The 18141-nt window shown below is 70.1% G+C and carries 13 protein-coding genes; 6 read left to right on the top strand and 7 right to left on the bottom strand.

What is annotated here, in order from left to right; genetic code table 11:
• The first annotated feature begins 2 nt into the window (after positions 1 to 2).
• The 5 genes from KBX50_RS02840 (at position 3) to fxsT (ending at position 9049) form a co-directional block, all read left to right on the top strand.
• Complete coding sequence (locus KBX50_RS02840; RefSeq protein WP_307870812.1) at positions 3 to 2354, top strand: FxsB family cyclophane-forming radical SAM/SPASM peptide maturase; 2352 nt, start codon at positions 3 to 5, stop codon at positions 2352 to 2354.
• Complete coding sequence (locus tag KBX50_RS02835; protein ID WP_210934304.1) at positions 2341 to 3183, top strand: aminoglycoside N(3)-acetyltransferase; 843 nt, start codon at positions 2341 to 2343, stop codon at positions 3181 to 3183. The genes KBX50_RS02840 and KBX50_RS02835 overlap by 14 nt, the downstream gene beginning before the upstream one ends.
• 84 nt (positions 3184 to 3267) lie before the next feature.
• Positions 3268 to 3924 (top strand): TIR-like protein FxsC, encoded by a 657-nt coding sequence (locus KBX50_RS02830; protein ID WP_210934301.1) that lies wholly within the window; start codon positions 3268 to 3270, stop codon positions 3922 to 3924.
• A complete protein-coding gene (locus KBX50_RS02825; protein ID WP_210934298.1) occupies positions 3921 to 5165 on the top strand; it encodes a TIR-like protein FxsC in 1245 nt (414 codons plus the stop codon). Before KBX50_RS02830 ends, KBX50_RS02825 begins: the two co-directional genes overlap by 4 nt.
• Complete coding sequence (gene fxsT / locus KBX50_RS02820) at positions 5162 to 9049, top strand: FxSxx-COOH system tetratricopeptide repeat protein (RefSeq protein WP_210934295.1); 3888 nt, start codon at positions 5162 to 5164, stop codon at positions 9047 to 9049. Before KBX50_RS02825 ends, fxsT begins: the two co-directional genes overlap by 4 nt.
• A gap of 42 nt (positions 9050 to 9091) precedes the next feature.
• Here fxsT and KBX50_RS02815 read toward each other — a convergent pair whose 3' ends face one another.
• The 7 genes from KBX50_RS02815 to KBX50_RS02785 form a co-directional block, all read right to left on the bottom strand.
• Complete coding sequence (locus KBX50_RS02815; RefSeq protein ID WP_307870811.1) at positions 9092 to 9982, bottom strand: alpha/beta hydrolase; 891 nt, start codon at positions 9980 to 9982, stop codon at positions 9092 to 9094.
• Between the two features lie 254 nt (positions 9983 to 10236).
• Positions 10237 to 10785 (bottom strand): hypothetical protein, encoded by a 549-nt coding sequence (locus KBX50_RS02810; RefSeq protein WP_210934294.1) that lies wholly within the window; start codon positions 10783 to 10785, stop codon positions 10237 to 10239.
• Between the two features lie 124 nt (positions 10786 to 10909).
• Positions 10910 to 11752, bottom strand: coding sequence for a carbohydrate ABC transporter permease (locus tag KBX50_RS02805; RefSeq protein WP_210934293.1), 843 nt, complete (start codon positions 11750 to 11752; stop codon positions 10910 to 10912).
• Complete coding sequence (locus tag KBX50_RS02800; protein WP_210934292.1) at positions 11742 to 12707, bottom strand: carbohydrate ABC transporter permease; 966 nt, start codon at positions 12705 to 12707, stop codon at positions 11742 to 11744. The genes KBX50_RS02805 and KBX50_RS02800 overlap by 11 nt, the downstream gene beginning before the upstream one ends.
• A 10-nt stretch (positions 12708 to 12717) precedes the next feature.
• The gene (locus KBX50_RS02795) at positions 12718 to 13989 is read right to left on the bottom strand and encodes an ABC transporter substrate-binding protein (RefSeq protein WP_210934291.1); all 1272 of its coding nucleotides are present in this window, start codon (positions 13987 to 13989) and stop codon (positions 12718 to 12720) included.
• Positions 13990 to 14005: 16 nt separating this feature from the next.
• The gene (locus KBX50_RS02790; protein WP_210934413.1) at positions 14006 to 15631 is read right to left on the bottom strand and encodes an FAD-dependent oxidoreductase; all 1626 of its coding nucleotides are present in this window, start codon (positions 15629 to 15631) and stop codon (positions 14006 to 14008) included.
• A 75-nt stretch (positions 15632 to 15706) separates the two neighbouring features.
• Positions 15707 to 16717, bottom strand: coding sequence for a LacI family DNA-binding transcriptional regulator (locus tag KBX50_RS02785; protein WP_307870810.1), 1011 nt, complete (start codon positions 16715 to 16717; stop codon positions 15707 to 15709).
• A 374-nt stretch (positions 16718 to 17091) separates the two neighbouring features.
• Here KBX50_RS02785 and KBX50_RS02780 point away from each other — a divergent pair, with 374 nt between their 5' ends.
• Positions 17092 to 18111 carry a hypothetical protein gene (locus KBX50_RS02780; RefSeq protein ID WP_210934287.1) on the top strand — a complete coding sequence of 340 codons (1020 nt, stop codon included), beginning with the start codon at positions 17092 to 17094 and terminating at the stop codon, positions 18109 to 18111.
• Positions 18112 to 18141 lie beyond the last annotated feature (30 nt).

Below are 18141 nucleotides of genomic sequence, written 5' to 3'. Positions count from 1 at the left end.
CGGTGTCCACGACACCAGGCGAATCTGATCCGTGGCCGCCTCCACTGCACCAGTACGTCCTGAAGGTGCACAGCCGATGTGACCTGGCCTGCGACCACTGCTACGTCTACGAGCACGCGGACCAGAGCTGGCGGGCCCGGCCGCGAAAGATCGCCCCGGAGACCGTGGCGGCCGCCGCCCTCCGCATCGCCGAGCATGCCCGAGAGCGGGGGCTGCACCGGGTCAATCTGGTGTTGCACGGCGGCGAACCGCTGCTGCTGGGCGCGGCCGGTTTGGCGATGGTACTGACCCGCCTACGCGCCGCCATCGAACCGGTCGCCGAACTGGATCTCCGGATGCAGTCCAACGGGGTGCTGCTCAGCCCGCAACTGTGCGACCTGTTCGTGGAGCACGGCGTGCGGGTCGGCATTTCGCTTGACGGTGACGCCACGGCCAACGACCGGCACCGACGCTTCGCCAACGGGGCCAGCAGCCACGCGCAGGTACGGCGGGCGTTGGCCCTGCTCCGTCGGCCGGAGTACCGCCGCTGCTACGCGGGCATTCTCTGCACGATCGACGTGCGCAACGACCCCGTCCAGGTCTACCGGGCGCTGCTGGCCGAGGCGCCGCCCCGGATCGACTTCCTACTTCCGCACGCGACCTGGGTCGATCCCCCGCCGCGACCCGGCGGAGCCACCTCGTACGCGGACTGGCTGCTACCCATCTATCGACGGTGGGTCCGCGACGGCCGGCCGGTCGACATAAGACTGTTCGACTCGCTGCTGGCCGCCGCCGCGGGCGGGCGGAGCGGCACCGAGGCGGTGGGGCTCGATCCGTCGGGTCTCGCGGTGATCGAGACCGACGGCACCTGGGAACTGGCCGACTCGATGAAGACCGCGTTCGACGGTGCGGCCGGGACGGGCTTGGACGTCTTCCGCCACTCGGCGAACGTGCTGGCCGCCCATCCGGAGTTCGCCCGCAGCCGACGTGGCCTGACCGGGCTCTGCCAGACCTGCCGGGACTGTTCCGTCGTCGGCCAGTGCGGCGGTGGGCTGCGGGCGCATCGCTACTCCGCTGCCGGCGGGTTCGACAATCCGTCGGTCTACTGCGCCGACCTGAAGAAGCTGATCGTCACGATGAACGATGAATCACCGGAGACCGCCGTAGCGGCCCGATCGACCGGCCTTGCCGGGGACCGGCTTCTCGACGGCCTGCCCGCCGCCGACCTGCTGGACGATCTCGGTACCGGCCACGGCTCCGGGGCCAGCCTGCACCGGCTCGCCGCCGCTCAGCTCGCCTACGTGCGGGGGCTGCTGGTCCAGATCGCCGACCGGGTCGCCGGCACGCCGCTCGCCGAAGCCTGGGAGCTGATCGTCCGGCTCGACGAGGAGGCGACCGAGGCGGTCTCGGCCACCTTCGCCCACCCCTACCTGCGACGGTGGGCCCGGCGCTGCCTCGCCCCGGTCGCGGGGGAGGCCCCCGACTGGGCGTACCTCGGCGCGCTGGCCGCAGCCGCGGCCGTCCGCGCGGGCGTCGACACGGACATCGAGGTGCCGGTGCGCTCCGGCCTGGTGCATCTGCCGGGCCTCGGCGCGCAAGCCATCGACGAGCCGGGTGAACGGAGCGCACGCCTGTCGATCGCGGGCGGCGGATTCACCGCCCGTGCCGGAAGGTCGCTCGTCACGGTGCCGCCGGCCGGGGCCACGCCCCCGGCGGGTTGGGCACCCGTACGCCAGGTCGAGTTGAGCGGCTGGACCCTGCTGATCGACGACATCGATCCGTACCGGGACTGCTACCAGTGGCCGGTGACCGGCCGGCTCGACCCGGCGCAGCTGGCGTCCTGGCGGAGGTCGCTGGCCGCCGCCTGGGCCCGGATCGAGCACACGACGCCCGGCCAGATCGCGGGACTGCGCGCGGGGCTGCGGACCGTCACCCCGCTGCGGGTGGATCCGGGCGGCCGGCTGCGCAGTGCCGCCTCCCGGGACGCCTTCGGCGCGCTCGGCACCGTGCCGGCCGCCCCCGACCCGCTGGCGGAGCTGCTGGTGCACGAGTTCCAGCACGTCAAACTCGGCGCGGTGCTGGATGTGAGCCAGCTGTACGACCCGGCGTACCGGAAGCGACTGAGCGTGCCGTGGCGCGACGATCCGCGACCGCTGGAGGGCGTCCTCCAGGGCACGTACGCACATCTGGCCGTCGCCGACATCTGGCGGGCCCGGCCTGGCCCCCTGGCCCGGCAGCGGCACCGCCGGTATCGCGGGTGGACGGTACGTGCCATCGACGAGCTGGCCGGCACCGGAGCGCTCACCGAGCACGGGCATCGCTTCGTGCGGCGGATGCGCCAGACCGTGGACTCGTGGTCCGATGACCCGCGTTGACCGGGCGATCCTTGCCAGGCGTGCTGATCCCGCTGAGGTAGACCGGCTCGCCGCCGACCTGACCGCACTCGGCGTACGGGCCGGGCAGGACCTGTTGGTGCACTGCTCGATGCGGCGGATGGGACCGGCGGCGGGCGGCCCGGCAACGCTGCTGGCGGCGCTTCGCCGGGTGGCCGGGCCGGCGGCGACGGTCGTCGTGCCGGCACAGACGGCCGGCAACTCGCCGACGAGTCCGGCCTTCCGTGCCGCGACCGAGGGGCTGGACGCGGTGGGCCGGGCCGCCTACGAGGCTCGACTACCCGGGTTCGATCCGGCGACCACCCCCTCCGAGGGAATGGGAGTCTTCGCCGAGTACCTGCGGCAGCGGCCCGGCGCGGCCCGTAGCGGTCACCCGCTCACGTCGTTCGCCGCCCTCGGCCGGCGCGCGGCCGAGTTCACTGCGGTCCACGACCTGGACTGCCACCTCGGGGAGCGCTCGCCACTGGGGCGTCTCTACCGGGCCGGTGCCGCGGTCCTGCTGCTCGGCGTGGGCTACACCAGCTGTACGGCCCTGCATCTGGCGGAGTACCGGCCGGAGGCACGTCGGCCGGCAGGTCCACCGCCGCAGCGGTCCTATCGCTGTTACGTGCTGGTGGCCGGGCGTCGGGAGCGGCGCGACTTCCTAGCGCCGGCGCTCGACATGAGTGATTTCTCCGCGCTCGGCGCGGCGATCGATGCCGGTCTGCCGGTCGGTCGCGGCCTCGTGGGCAGCGCACCGACCCGGTTGCTCGATCTGCGCGATGCGGTCGACTTCGCGACAACCTGGATGGCCGGGCATCGCCGACCGTAAAGCGGTATAGACCCATCCGTGCCGGTGTGCTTACCTTGGGCGACGGCGCGGTGGCACCTGTGGTCGATGGCGGGGGAGCGACAGTTGGCTGACGACAGGGTGGTGGACGATCCGTTCGCTCCACTGTTCTTTGTCAGCTATGCCGTCATCAAGCCGCCGTTGCGGGCGCCCGGGGGACGGCGGGAGGCCAACACGAACGCGCTGCGGCTCTTCACCGAGCTGTCCATTCACGTCAACGCCCTGGTGAGCCGCCAGGCCGGCGCGGATCCCGGTTTCATCAACCGGACCATGCGCGGTGGCGAGAAATGGACCCCGGAGCTGCTGGAGGCCGTCGGCACCTGCCAGGTCTTCGTCGCCCTGCTGACCCCGGCCTATCTGGACAGCGAGTGGTGCGCGATGGAGTGGGAGCTGTTCGCCGGACGCACGATCACCCGCCGCGACGGTCGGCCCACCCGCGAGACCTGCATCCTGCCGGTGTGCTGGGCGCCTGAGGATTCGTGCGAGCCGCCCGACGGCCTCGAGTGGTTCTCCCCGGAAGGAACTCCGGACGAGAACGTGGTGCCGAGGTACCACCAGGAGGGCCTGTACGGGCTGCTCTCCATGAAGGACGACGCCAGCGATGTGGTGATCTGGAAATTGGCCCAGCGCATCGTCGAGTTGACCCGATCGCACTGGGTGGAGCCGCAGGTGCTGACCGCGCCCGACCGGCCCCTCAGGAAGTTCTCCGGGAGGGACAGATGAGCGGGATCGGGGCGGCGGCGCCGGTGGCGGTCGACCACGGCACCTACTTCTTCCTCAGCTACGCCCATTCCCCGCCCATGCTGGAGGATCCTCGTCTGGATCCCGACAAGTGGGTCAAGGTCTTCTTCGACGACCTCTCAGCGGCGATCCGTGGCCAGATCTCCGCCCCGGATGACCGGCAGGTCGGGTTCTTCGACGCGCAGCTGAGCTCCGGTGCGGACTGGGAAGAGACGCTGACCACAGCGCTCGGCAACACGCAGGTGTTCGTACCGCTCTACTCGCCCGCCTATCTCAGCAACTCCTGGCCGCTCGGCGAGCTGGAGGCGTTTCGGCGTCGGCTGAAGGCGTCCTCGATCAGCGAGAAGTACCGACACATCGTGCCGGTGCTGTGGATTCCGCTGCCGTCCTGGGACCAGACGGCCGAGACCCGTGAGGCGCTCGAACTCGCCGGCGATGTCACCGGGTACGCCGAGAACGGGCTGCGCGCGTTGTGCATGCTCGCCAGCTACCGGTCGGCGTACCGGGAGGTGCTGAGCCGTATCGCGACGGAGGTCACGCAGATCGCGCAACGGCATCCACTGCCGTCCTCCGTGGTGCCGAAGGTGGCCGAGGCGCGTCCCACCTCCCGGGCGGACGCGCAGTTCGTGGTGGTCGTCGCCGCACCGACCCGGGCCGAGGTACCGGCGGAGCGTGCGCCCGGAATCTACGCCGAGCGCAGCGAGCAGTGGCGCCCGTTCGGGCAGGATCAGGCGTTGCCCGCCGCCAAGTACGTGGCGAGCACGGCCGAGCGGCTGGGGTTGGCCACCCACGTCACCAGCTTCGCCGATGCCGGTGACGTGATGGTCCGCTGCCCCTCGGTGCTACTCGTCGATCCATGGATCGTCAGCGACAGCGCGGGGGAGCATGATCTGGCGCTCGTGCTGAAGCGGCTGCCCCGGTGGGTGATCCCGTTGATGGTGCTCGACGAGGACGATCCGTGGGCGGCGCCCGCAGGCCACCGGTTCGCGGACCGGGTCGCGCGGATGCTCGATCGGGCGAACCGACCGGCGGCGAGGCGGGTCACCCAGCTGTCGGAGTTCGTCCAGATCATGCCGGAGCTGGTGACCGAGGCCCGCCGTCAGTTCCTCAAGAACGCACCCGTCGTGCCGTCGGACCGGCCTCGGGTTCGGCGACCGCAGCTCGGTCGGCCCGAAACGTCGGGCGGCAGCAACACGTTTTCAGGCACAGAAGAGGACCGATGACTGACGAACGTAGCGGCCAGGTGGTCACGTTCTACTCGTTCAAGGGTGGTACGGGCCGGACCATGGCACTGGCAAACGTGGCGTGGATCCTGGCGGCGAACGGTAAGAAGGTGCTTGTCGCCGACTGGGATCTGGAGTCGCCCGGCCTGCACCGGTTCTACCATCCGTTCATCGACCTGAGTGTCCTGCCCGGCACCGGCGGGGTCATCGACATGATTCGTGATTTCGAGACCCAGGCTTCGGCCAAGGACGCCGACGGGCTGCCGAAGAGCCGTCTGCTGCCGAACGGTTGGGAGGCGGAGTTCGCGCGGGTGCAGCGGTTCGCGTTCTCGCTGAACTACACCTTTCCTGACGGGGGCAGCCTGGACTTTCTCTCCGCCGGTCGGCACAACCGGGACTACGCCGCCGGGATCAGTGGGCTGGACTGGGACGTGTTCTACGACGGGCTGGGCGGCGCGGCGTTCATCGACGCGTTGCGCGCGGACATGCGGCGCAACTACGACTACACGCTTATCGACAGCCGGACCGGGCTGAGCGACGTGGCCAGCATCTGCACGATCCACCTGCCGGATGTGCTTGTCGACTGCTTCACGTTCAGCGACCAGGGCATCGAAGGCGCGGCCCGGGTGGCCCGGGAGGTGACCGAACGGTACTACAACCACCGGCGGATCCGGGTGCTGCCGGCACCGATGCGGGTCGACCCGGCCGAACAGGACAAGGCCAACGCCGGCCGGGCGCTGGCCATGCACCGCTTCGCCGGACTGCCCGCCGGGATGAGCGAGGGCGATCGTCGCGACTACTGGGCCGAGGTTGAGGTGCCGTACGTGGCCTACTACGCGTACGAGGAGACGCTGGCGACGTTCGGTACCGACCGGGCGATGCTGTCGGCGTACGAGCGGCTGACCGCGGCGATCACCGACGGTGCGGTCCGGTCCCTGCCGCGGCTGGACGATGCCGTGCGCAGTCAACTGCGGTCGCAGTACGAGCGCAAGAGGTTCCTGCCGCAGGGGGAGATCCTGCTGCGCTACGCCCCGAAGGACGAGGTCTGGGCGGAGTGGGTCGAGCGGATCCTCGGACTGGTCGGCATCCAGGTCCTCGACGGGGGGTCGCTCGCGGTTCGCCGGGAGGCCACGCCGACCCGGACGCTTACCGTCGTCTCGACGGCGTACGCGGAGACCACGCCGGGCGCGCTGCCGCCGTCGGAGACCCCTGGTTCGGGCACCCCGCTGGCGGTATACATCGACGACGTCAAGCCACTGCCCGAGTTCACGCTGGAGACGTCGGTCTTCCTCAACGGTGTGACCAGAGCGGGTGACGCGGCGGCGAGCCTGCTGCGCCTGGTCGGCCGGGTCGAGCTGACCAGCGCGGACGTGACCGCGGCGACCGGGTCCCGCTACCCGGGTGCCGGGCCGGAGTTGCAGAAGACACCGGTGGCCAACGTCCAGTTCATCGGGCGCGACGATGAGCTGCGCCGGTTGCGGCGGCTGCTCCAGGGCGGTGCCAGCCGTGGATACTCGCTGGTCGCGCTGCGCGGAATGGGCGGGGTGGGCAAGAGCCAGATCGCCCTGGAGTACGTCCATCGCTTCCGAACGGCGTACGACCTGGTGTTCTGGATCGAGGCCGATCCGAAGGCCCTGGTCGACTCGTCGTTGGTCGATCTCGGTCAACGGATGGGCCTGCCCGAGGCGGTGAACATCCCGGCCGCCATCCGCCAGGTGCACGACACGCTGATCCGCGGCGACCGCTATCCGCGGTGGCTGCTGGTCTTCGACAACGTCGCGGACTACCGGGAGATCGAGGAGTTCCTGCCGCAGGGCGGCCGGGGCCACATCATCATCACCGCTCGGGAACGGACCTGGGAGGAGAGCGCGGAGACCATCGAGATCAGCCCGTTCAGCCGGGCCGAGAGCATCGAGCACCTCCAGCGGCAGGTGGCAAGCCTTTCCCAGCCGGACGCGGACCGCGTCGCCGAGGCGCTCGGTGACCTGCCGATCGCCCTCGCCGTCGGTGGTGCCCTGCTGGCTGTCAGCGGTAAGTCGGTGGACAACTATCTGATCGAGTTGGCCGAGCACGGCGCCGCCCTGGAGACCTGGGGACCGTCGCTGGACCGGCTGAAGGAGGACTCGCCCGGCGCGTACCGGCTGCTGGAGATCTGCTCGGTGCTGTCGGTGAAGGTCTCCATCGAACTGCTCAACAGCAGGGGCATCGGAGACCTGCTGCGGCAGGCCGACCCGTCGGTGCCGACCCGCTCCGGCGCGGCGAGACTGATCCAGCGCATCAACCGGCTGGCGCTGCTGCGGCTCGACACCCGAGCGCAGCAGATCGAGATCCATCGCCTGCTGCGCGACGCCGTCCAACGTCGGATGACCGAGGAGGAACGGCAGAGCACCCGCCGGCAGGTGATCAGCGCCCTGGCCGCGGCTCGACCGGACAGCGACGTGGACGTGGCAGACAACTGGGAACGGTTCCGGATGCTCTGGCCCCACCTGGAGGAGTCGCAGGTCGCCATGCAGGCGGCGCTCGACTCCGACGATCCGGCCGTGCTGGAGTTGCTGGTCGAGCGGGTGCGCTACATCTGGCTGCGTGGTGTGCTGGGCCAGGCCCGCGAGCTCGGCGAGCGGATCCTCAGGGCGTGGACCGACCGACTTCAGGCGAGCACCGACCCCGACGAGCGGGAGATGCTGCACCCGCCGCTGCTGCGGCTGCGCTTCAACTTCGGCAACATCCTGCGCTCCCAGGGCCATTTCGAACAGGCCCACGCGTTCGACAAGGAAACCCTCGCCGAGCAGCGGGAACTGCTCGGCGAGACACACGCCGACGCGCTGATGACTGCCGGCGGACTCGCTGCCGACCTGCGAGGTCTGGGCCGCTACGCCGAGGCTCTGGCCGAGGACGAGCAGACCTACGCGATGTGGTCGCGGGACTTCGGTGAGAACTTCCCGCGTACCTTGACGGCGTTGAACAACCTGGCCGCCTCGATGCGGCTCAACGGCAAGGTGGCCGAGGCACAGCGGCTGGACCAGCAGGTCTACGACCAGCGTCGGGTGATGTTTGGCCGGAACAATCACTGGACCCTCTCCTCGGCCGTGAATCTGGCCCGAGACCTGCGAGAGTCCGGCGAGTACGACCGTTCCCTGGTGCAGTCACAGGAGGCGTTGACCGACTATCAGAACCTGTCCGGCCCCAACGCCCTGGCGACGCTCGGTGCGCAGACGAACCTGGGGGTGGCGCTGCGCACGGTGGGCCGGGCGACCGAGGCGGCCCAGTTGCTCGATGCCGCGTACGACACGCTGCGGGCGACGTATGGGGAGGACAGCCCGGACACGCTGGCTGCCCGGCTCAGCCGGGCGACGAATCGGCTGGCGCTCGACGACCCGGCCGGAGCCGAGGGGGAACTGCGGGCTGTGCAGGCGCTCTACCGGGCGCTGCTCGGTCCGCGACACCCCCAGACGTTGATCTGCGAGAACAATCTGTCGGTGGCGGCCCGGGCGCAGGGCAACCGGGAGTCCGCCCGGATGTCGGCCCAGGTGGCCGTCGGTGGACTGGCTGAGATGCTGCACCCGGAGCACCCGTTCGTGCTCGCTGCTCAGATGAACCTGGCGATCTGCAAGGCGGACACCGGGGATCTCGCCGGAGCCTTCGAGTTGATGGACGACCTGCGCAAGGTGCTGCGTACCGTGCTCGGGCCCCAGCATCCGGACACCCTGCGGGCCGCGGCCAACCTGGCGTTGATTCGACACCTGCGGGAGCCGGATTCGGCACCGGATGAACTGGATGCGGCAGTGGCGGATCTGGTCAAGCGGCTCGGTGGCGGGCATCCGGACGTGCGCGCGCTGAGCCAGCGGAAACTGCTCGACCGCGTGCTGGATCCGCACCCGTTCTGAGCGGTGCCCGGCGCCGTCGCCGTGACTCGTCGGGCGGTCGGGTCAGACCCGACCGCCCGGACGGGCGTCGACGAGATCCACCTGAGGGGTGGCGAGCCAGGCGAGGATGTCCGGCAGGATCAACATCGCGGCGAAATGGCCCACCCCGGGCTGCTCCTCGAACTCCGCGTGCGGGATCTGCGACTTGAGCCAGCGGGCGTGGGAGACCGGCGAGAAGGCGTCGTCGGCACCGTGCCAGAGGCGGACCGGAACGTTTATCGACGAAGGGTCGAAGCCCCAGTCTTGGCTGAGCGCCAGCGCGTCGTCGATCCAACCGTCGGCACCGAAGCGGACCGCCTCGGCGAAGCTGGCGGCCAGTTGTCGGCGCATCGCGACGTCCTCGACCACGTTGCGATCGGTGGCGCTCAACTCGCCGTCGAGGAAGCGGACCACGCTCGCCGGATCCCGCCGGGTGCGGTCGGCCCGGATGGTCAGCGACTCGATCAGCCTGCGTTGGTCGGACATCGCCTCCCGGTAAGCCTGAACATTGGAGGGTGCCATGCCGGCGTACCAGTCCAGACCCGGTGCGTCGGTGGGGGCCGGGGAGACCAGTACCGCCGCCCGGGTCAACCGACCGGTGAACAGGTCACTGGCGGCGCAGGCGAGGGCGTGCGGCCCGCCGCCGGAGCGGCCGACGACAGCGAAGGTGTCCAGTTCGAGGTGGTCGGCGATGGCGTGGACGTCCCGTACGGCATCGACCACGCGACGTCCCGGACGGCGGAGCGATCTGCCGTAGCCCGGTCGGTCGTAGCAGATGAGCCGGATGCCGAGCAGGTGCAGGATCATGCTCCGGGGCTTCGGGCCGCTGCGGCTGCCGGGCATTCCGTGCATCAGGAAGATCGGGAAACCGTCCGCCTTGCCCGACGTCTCGACGGCGAGAGTTCGGTCGTCCACTGGGACGTCCCACTCGGTCGGCCGCTCCTGTGACACCCTGTGCCTTCCCTAAATACCTCGGTTAAGGGTGGCGTCGGCGGGCACACCAGCACACACCGTCTCGGCTGAGGCGCCCCCGTCGATCGCGATGGGGCTGATTCACTGAAGAACTCAGGGTATCCCCCGCGAGGCGGGTACACCAGCAGAGCGCAGGATACCCGTCAGATGCCACCCCCGGCCGCCGACCCGCCGGGTGAACTGTGACTCTATGCCGATCACCGACCGCCGCGGCGTGTGGCCAGCAACCGGTGGTGCTCCCGTTTCAACGCATCGAACGACCTGCGAACGTAATCGACGTACGCGGCACCGGGGTGCGTGATCAGGGCCGGCAGTCGGGCGTCCGGATGGGCAAGCACAACCTCGTACGCGGCGACGTGGGCGCAGAAGGCCCGCAAGGGTTCCGGCATGCCGTCCTCAATCACCAGGTCTGCGCGGCCGAGGATGAGGTCACGCATCCGGATGTTCGCCGGCATGAGCGCCTGCTGGACCCACCGCATCCACTGATCCTGCTGATCCTCGGTCAACGCCGCGCCTGACCTACGCTGTTGCTGGCCGGGCAGGCTGTTGTCGCGAAGGGCCTGCCAGAGTCGTTCGTTGACGTCGACAAGTGCGTGCAGCGGGCCGTAGAGATCGCGCAACTGGCTCGCCACCCGATCGAGGCGGGCGCGCCGACGTTCGGCGCGAAGCTGAGCGTACTGGTTGAGCACGAAGACCAGTACCGCGACCACGATGCTGGCGCTGGCTGTGATCACGGCCGCCGTCACGTCACGCTCCCACCCTGGCCCGCATCCGCTGAGCACTGCCGTCACCACGCAGCATATTGCAGGCGTCCATGGTCGAGCTTTCCTGGCCACCGCGCGGCTCGGTGGACGAGCCGCGCGGGGTGCCTCAGCCCTTCAGGCCGGTGTGGGCCAGTCCCTCGATGAACTGCCGTTGCGCGATCACGAAGATCACCAGGATGGGGATGGCGGTCATCGAAGCCGCCGACAGCTGCACGTCCCACATCGGCCCGCCATAGGCGTCGACGAACTGGGTCAGCGCCTGCGGCAAGGTGAACTTCTCCGGCGTGGAGAGAAAGACGATCGGCTCCAGGTAGAGGTTCCAGCTGTGCAGGAAGGTGAAGATCGCTACCGCGCCGAGCGCTGGGCGGGCCAGCGGCAACGCGATGCGCCAGAAGGTGGCGAAGCGTCCCAGCCCGTCCACCCGCGCCGCTTCCTCCAACTCGGCGGGAAGGGTGATGAAGAACTGCCGCATGATGAAGGTGGCCAGCACGCTCGGCGCGCCGAGGATCGGCACCAGGATCAGCGGCCAGTGGGTGTCCACCATGCCCCACGAGTTGAACATGCGGAACAGCGGGACGATTGTCACCTCGCTGGGGATGAGCAGCCCGACCAGCACCACCACGAACAGCACCTGCTGACCCCGGAAGCGGATCCGGGCGAAGGCGTACCCGGCCAGCGACGAGACCGCCAGGGTGCCGACGGTGACCACGGCCGCGATGTATCCGCTGTTGAAATACTGCTGCGCGAACGGTTGCAGCTCGAAGACCCGACGGTACGCGGAGAGGCTGGCCTCGGTCGGGATCAGCGACGGTGGGAAGGCGAAGATGTCGCCTACCGGTTTCACCGACGAGGTGACCATCCACCAGGTCGGGAAGACGAACGGCAGGGCCAGCAGGCAGAGCACGCCGTAGAGCGCGACCTTGGCCCGTACGGAGAGCCTACTGTTCATGGAAGACCCACTTCCTGCGCATCCGCCACTGCACGACGGTGAGCACCAGCACGATCAGGAAGAGCAGCACCGACAGCGTGGCCCCGTATCCGAACTGGTGGAACTGGAACGCCCGCTGATACAGGTAGTAGACGAGCACCGTGGTCGAGGTGCCCGGTCCGCCCTGGGTGAGCACGGCGATCTGGGCGAACACCTGCAACGACCCGACCACCGTGATGATCGAGGTGAGCAGGATGGTCGGGCTGATCAGCGGCACGGTGATCCGCCGGAACCGGGTCCAGGCGTTGGCGCCCTCGACCCGGGCCGCCTCGTACAGCTCCGCCGGCACGCCCTGCAGGGCGGCCAGGAACAGCACCATGTTCAGGCCGACGTTCTTGACCACCTGCACCACGATCACCGACAGCAGCGCCGTCCAGTCGCCGCGCAGCCAGTTCGGCCCGTCCACGCCGGCCACGCCCAACGCCCCGTTGACACCGCCGTTGTCCTGAAGCAGGAAGCCCCACACGATCGTCCAGGCGACGAGCGAGACGACCACCGGGGAGAAGAACACCGTCCGGAACACGACGGTGCCGCGTAGGCGCTGGTTGAGCAGCACCGCGAGCAGCAGGGCCAGGCTGAGGTTGAACATCACCAGGCCGACCGAGAACAGCGCGGTGACCCGCAGTACCGACGGCAGGTTCGGGTCGTCGGCCATGGCCTGGTAGTTGCCCGCGCCGACGAACTCGAAGGTGCCGGCGAGCACGTTCCACTCGTGCAGGCTGTACCAGAAGACCAGCCCGAGCGGAATCAGCACGAACAGCACCGAGCCGGCGAGTTGGGGTGCGACGAAGAGCAGCCCGGCGAGCTGGTCGCGGCGGCGGGTCGTCCACCAGCCGCGCCGCCGGTGCGGGGTGGCCCCGTCGGGGGCGGACCGGTCACCGGCCCGCCCCGCGGTGTCCCTGGTCAGGACCGACATGGCACTGGTCCTACTTCGCCAGCAGCGGGTTGATCGCGGTGCAGACGCCGTCGAGTACGCCCCGGACGTCCGCGTCCGGCCGCCACAGCGGGTCCAGCGCGGCCCGGACCGCCTGGTTCAGCTCGGCCTGGCCGGTGTGGCTGGGCTTGACCACCCCGTCGGCGATCCCGTCGATGACCACCTCCTGCAACTGCTTCGGGCTGAGCAGCGGGTTGGTCTTGGCCAGGGTCTCGGCGGTGAGCAGCGAGGTACGCGGCGGCGGGAAGAACTGCGCCAGCTTCGCCGAGTTGGCCGGGTTGGTCAGGTAGGCCAGGAAGTCGGCGGCGGCCTCGGCGTTGCGGCCCTGCTTGAGCACACCCATGCCGCCCTGGCCGATCACCGCGTACTCACCCTTCGGTCCGGCGGGCAGCGGCACCAGGTCCCATCCGAACTTCTGCCCATCCAACAGCGACGCGCGGGAGATCTGGGTGATGGTCATGCCGGCGTCACCGGCGAAGAAGTCGGCGGTGGTACCCGGGCCCGGTAGCGCCTTGTCGTCGAAGATCCCCCGGTGCAGGACGGTCATCGCCTCGACCATCTCGGCCGAGTTGAAGCCGCAGGTGCGGCCGTCCTCGCTCCACGCCTGCGCGCCCCACCCGGTCCAGACGGTGGACAGGAAGTCCCAACCCTTGTAGTCGAAGTCGCGCACCACCAGACCCGCCTTCCCGGTCTCCGCCTGCACCGCCTTCGCAATGGCCAGCGCGTTCTGCCAGGTCCACTGGCCGGCGGCGATCAGTTCGGCCGGGCTCTGGGCGCCGGAGGACTTCACCAGGTCGGTGTTGACGAACACCCCGAACGGCGAGGTGGAGAAGGGGTACGCGTACAGCTTGCCGTCGGCCTGCCACAGCTTCGTCGCGGCCGGGGCGAGCTCGTCGAAGCCGTACCCCTCGGTGCCCTTGAGGGTGTCGTCCAGCGGCACCAGCGCGCCGGAGGTGACGAAGTCGGGCGCGGAGTTCTCCAACACCCAGGCCAGATCGGGCGGGTTGCCGCCGGCGATCTGGGTGGTCAGGGTGGTGGTGTAGCTCTCGAACGGGATCGGGTCGAAGGTGATCCCGGCGACGTCCGGATTCGTCGCGGTGTACTCGGCGGCGATCTCGTTGAACAGCTTCAGGTGGGCCTCGTTCGCCGACCAGGTGGTCATCCGCAGCGTGACCGGACCGTCGGACTCGGCGGAGTCGCCGCCGCAGGCGGTCAGGCCGAGCAGCGCGGTGAGCGCGACGACGGCCGTCAACCGGTTCCTCATGGGGTTATGTCCTTCCTCAGTAGCCGGCGATGTCGGGCCAGCGCAGCTCGACACCGGAGTCGGCGAGGCGGTTCTGGAAGTCGGCCAGCAGGCCGGGGGTGTAGCGCACCGCGCGGGGGGTGACCCGCCGGGCCAGGCAGAAGTCCGCGAGCAGACCGGCGACCTCGCCGACGTTCCACTCCACGGGGTGCAGGCGGTAGGAGCCGTTGGTGATGTGCGTGGTGCCGATGTTCTTGCCGGCGGGCAGCAGGTTCTCCACCCGCCTGGGGATCAGGGCGCCGAGTGGTATCTCGAAGGGGCAGGAGGCCACGTCGATGTAGTTGTCGCCGCCGGTGGAGGGGTGCAGGTCGATGCGGTACATGCCGACCCCGACCGAGTCGGCGTAGCTGACCGCGCCCTTGTCGCCCCGGATCTCCAACGAGAGGTCCTGCTCGACGACGGTGTACTCGGCGCGGATGCGGCGCGACTCCCGGATGTAGGGCGCCTGGGCCAGGCCGCTGTGGGTGACGTCCCCGTCGGTGGCGGCGGTGCCGGTGCCGGTGACGTCGCCGCGTAGTCGCAGCCCGGGAAAGCCGGTCCCACCGTCGGTGCGTGGCGCCTCGGTCTGCAACCAGTACAGCACCGACAGGGACAGCTCCCGGGCCGCGGCGATGCCGGCGTCGCCATCGGGTACGTCGATCACCGGCCGCTCGAAGTAGTCGATCATCGGCCAGTTGACCAGGCAGATGTCGCTGTCGTAAGCACCGGGGGCGAAGTTGCGCCGGGCGGCGATGCGGCGGAACGTCCACAGGTTCCCGTCGCCGGGATTGACCCGTTGGTCGGCCTGGACCAGCCACGGGTCGTCGTCCGGGTTGGGGGTGAAGCTGCGCTCGGAGATCGCCAGGGTGCGCGGGTTGGGGGAGCGGAACGACAGCATCCGGTCGCCCCAGAACGGTGGCCGGTACGCCCGCCAGAAGTCGTACGCCGCCGGCTTGTCGATGGTGTGGTCGCCGTCGACGTGGTCGACCGCGAAGCACACCGACACCGCCTGCATGTTCGCCGGCTGGGCCTGCTCCGGGGCGCTCGGTTCACCGGTGTCGGCCCGGGACTCGAAGCCGGTGACGTACTCGGTGCCGGTCAACGGCAGCAGCTCGCCGGTCTCGGTGGCGTCCAGCACGTACGGCGCGGTCAGGTGCACCCGCTCGCCGGTGTGCCGGTGCGCCACGGTGACACCGACGACCCGGTCGCCGTCGGTGTCGGCGGCCACCGGCCGGTACGGCTGGAGCACCCGCAGCCGCCCGGATCCCCGGTACGGCCCGAGCATGTCCTCCAGCACCGCCACCGCGACCCGGGGTTCGTGGCAGAGCCGGCTGACGTGCCCGGCCCCCGGGTTGAGCGCGGTGGTGCGCCGAGCCCGGTCGGTCAACGGGTACCAGCGCCGGTAGTGCTCCCGGATGCCGTCACGCAGCGCCCGGTAACTGGCGGTGACGCCGAAGTGCTCCACCCAGGAGTGCTCGTCGGGCGGTACGGCCTGGCTGGTGAGTTGCCCGCCGAGCCAGTCGTACTCCTCGGTCAGCAGCACGCTGCGGCCGGCGCGCAGCGCGGCCAGGGCGGCGGCCACGCCGCCGAGCCCACCGCCGACGATCAGTACTTCGGCCTGCATCTCGGGCACGGTCGGTCCTCTCATGGAGCGGTCCAGGGTCGCCGGGCAACGGGGCGGCGACCGGGGGTGAGCTGGTCAGTGCCGGGGCGGCAGGAGGGTGACGCCGTCGACCGGCTGGCACGGCAGCAGCCGCTGGGTCACCGTGCCGGGCACTCCGGCGAGCAGCCCGGTGAGCACTTCGACGGCCTGCCAACCCATCTCGCGGCGGGGAATCCGGAAGCCGGTGAACTCCAGGTCGCTGGTGGTCGGCCGGGTCGGGTCGCCCAGGGCGAGGATGGACAGGTCGGCGGGCACGGTCCGGCCGCGCTCGGCGGCGATGGTGGCCAGCGCGACACCGTCGGCGTACTCCTCGACCACCACGGCGGTGACTCCGGTGTCGAGCAGCGCGTCGAGCAGGTCGGCGGGGGAGCGGTCGGTGGGTTCGTGCCGGGTCGGCAGCCCGGCCGCGTCGAGGGCGGCCCGGTAGCCGGCGAACCGGTCGGTGTGTGATTCCGGGCCGGCGCCCTGGCCGAGGTACGCCAGCCTGGTGTGCCCGGCGTCGAGGGCGCGCCGGACCACGTCGGCGGTGGCGGCGGCGTAGTCCGCGCCGACGTACGGCACCGGTCCGCCCGCGTCGTCGCGTCGGCCGACGGAGACGAACGGCTGCCCCTCGGCGACCAGCCGGCCCAGCTCGTCGCGGTCCAGTGAACGACCGAGCAGCACGCAGCCGTCGGCCAGCCGCAGCCGGTTGTCGTCGTGGAAGATTCGCCGTCGGCCGTCGGTGACCGGGGCGCTGGTGAGCAGCAGCAGGTCGCAGCCGAGGCGCTCGGCGGACTCCTCGATACCGACCAGGAACGGGTGGTAGAAGTCGCCGGTCCCGGCCGGGAAGACCGGCTCGTAGGTGAAGACGCCGAGGATCCGGTTGTGCCGGGCGGCGAGCCGCCGGGCCACCGGGTCGGCGACGTACCCGGTGGACCGGATGGCGCTCAGCACCCGTTCCCGGGTCTCCGGGGCGATCCGGACGCTGCCGTCGTCGCGGCCGTTGAGCACCAGCGAGACCGTCGCCTGGCTGACGCCGGTCATCCGGGCGATGTCCTGCTGGGTCACCCGCCTGCGCGATCCGGTCACGTTCCGTGTCCAATCATTTCTGCGCTAATACGCATTAGCTACGTTGGTGTGAAATCCTGCGACCCGCCACCGCCTGTCGTCAACCCCTGTCGTCGGAAAATTTCTCCGGATAATCGCCGTGATAATTCGTATTAGCACCTTGACCCGGGCGCGTCGCCGGGCTCAGACTCATCGATCACAAGGCTCACTCCCGCATGGAGCCCGATCTCACGCACGGTCACCGGGCAATTGTTGCGGTGTCCGCGGTCCACGCCTGCCAGCCACCGTTCCGCCGCGTTCCAGCCGGCAGGGCGGTCCCGCACCATCCCCAGCTCCGCCATCGACGAGCGTCCCCCTCACGATCGGAGACCCGCATGCCCGACCGGTCCGTACCGCGACCCGCCCCGGTGACCCGCCGTGGCCTGCTGCGCGGCGCCGCCCTGATCGGCACCGCCACGGCCGCCGGTACCGCGCTCGGCGGCACCCTCGCCGCCGCTCCCGCCCTCGCCGGCCCGGCCGGCTTCCCCAGCTACCGGTACGTCCGCGACGCGTTCGCCGGGCCGCTGCGCTACGACCCGACCGGCGAGATGATCTTTCCCTGCGTACGCGGGGTCTACGACAAGATCTCCGGTGCTCGGGGGCGGTACTACCTCTACTACGCCCCGCACGACGCGCCCGGCGGCATCTGCCTGGCCTACGCCGACCGGCTCGAAGGCCCCTACACCGAGCACCCCGGGAACCCGATCGTCGACCGGGTGCTGCCCACCACCACGGTCAGCCACGTCTCCTCACCGCACGTGGTGTGGAACGCCTCCACCAGGGAGTTCTTTCTCTACTTCCACGGGGAGAACTTCACCACCCGGGTGGCCCGGTCCCGCGACGGCATCACCTTCACCAACGAGACGCCGATCCTGAGCACCCGGCTGGTGCCGAACACCACCGAGACCTCGTACGCCCGGGTCTTCGAACACTCCGTCGCCGGGAAGAACAACAAGTACGTCATGCTCTTCATGGGCGCGCACACCGTCGGCCCCGGCACCCGCAAGATTTTCTGGGGTTGGTCACCCAATGGCTGGGACCAGTGGCAGTTCGCCCCGAACCCGCTGATCTCGCCGGCTGGCGACGGGTTGACCGACATCTCCAGCCCGCACCTGCTCAAGCGCAACGGCACCAGCTACGTCGCCTACCACGGCAACGACGGACGGATCCGGCTCACCGAGGTCGGCAACAACTTCGACCGGGAGGTGCACCTCGGGGTCTTCCACGCCCCGATCCCCTCGGACAACGGTCGGGTCGCCGCGCCGGCCTTCGGCACCGACGGTGGCGTCTCGTACATGATCTACGAGGCCGGGCCCCGGCTCGACGCCCGCATCTGCATCGCCCGCGCCGTCTGACCGGTGGTGGCCACCGCCCTGAGCGGGCGG

The organism is Micromonospora sp. C51 (assembly GCF_018070435.1).
Classification (GTDB): Bacteria; Actinomycetota; Actinomycetes; order Mycobacteriales; family Micromonosporaceae; genus Micromonospora; species Micromonospora sediminimaris.
This window is presented reverse-complemented; position numbering and strand designations above follow the sequence as displayed.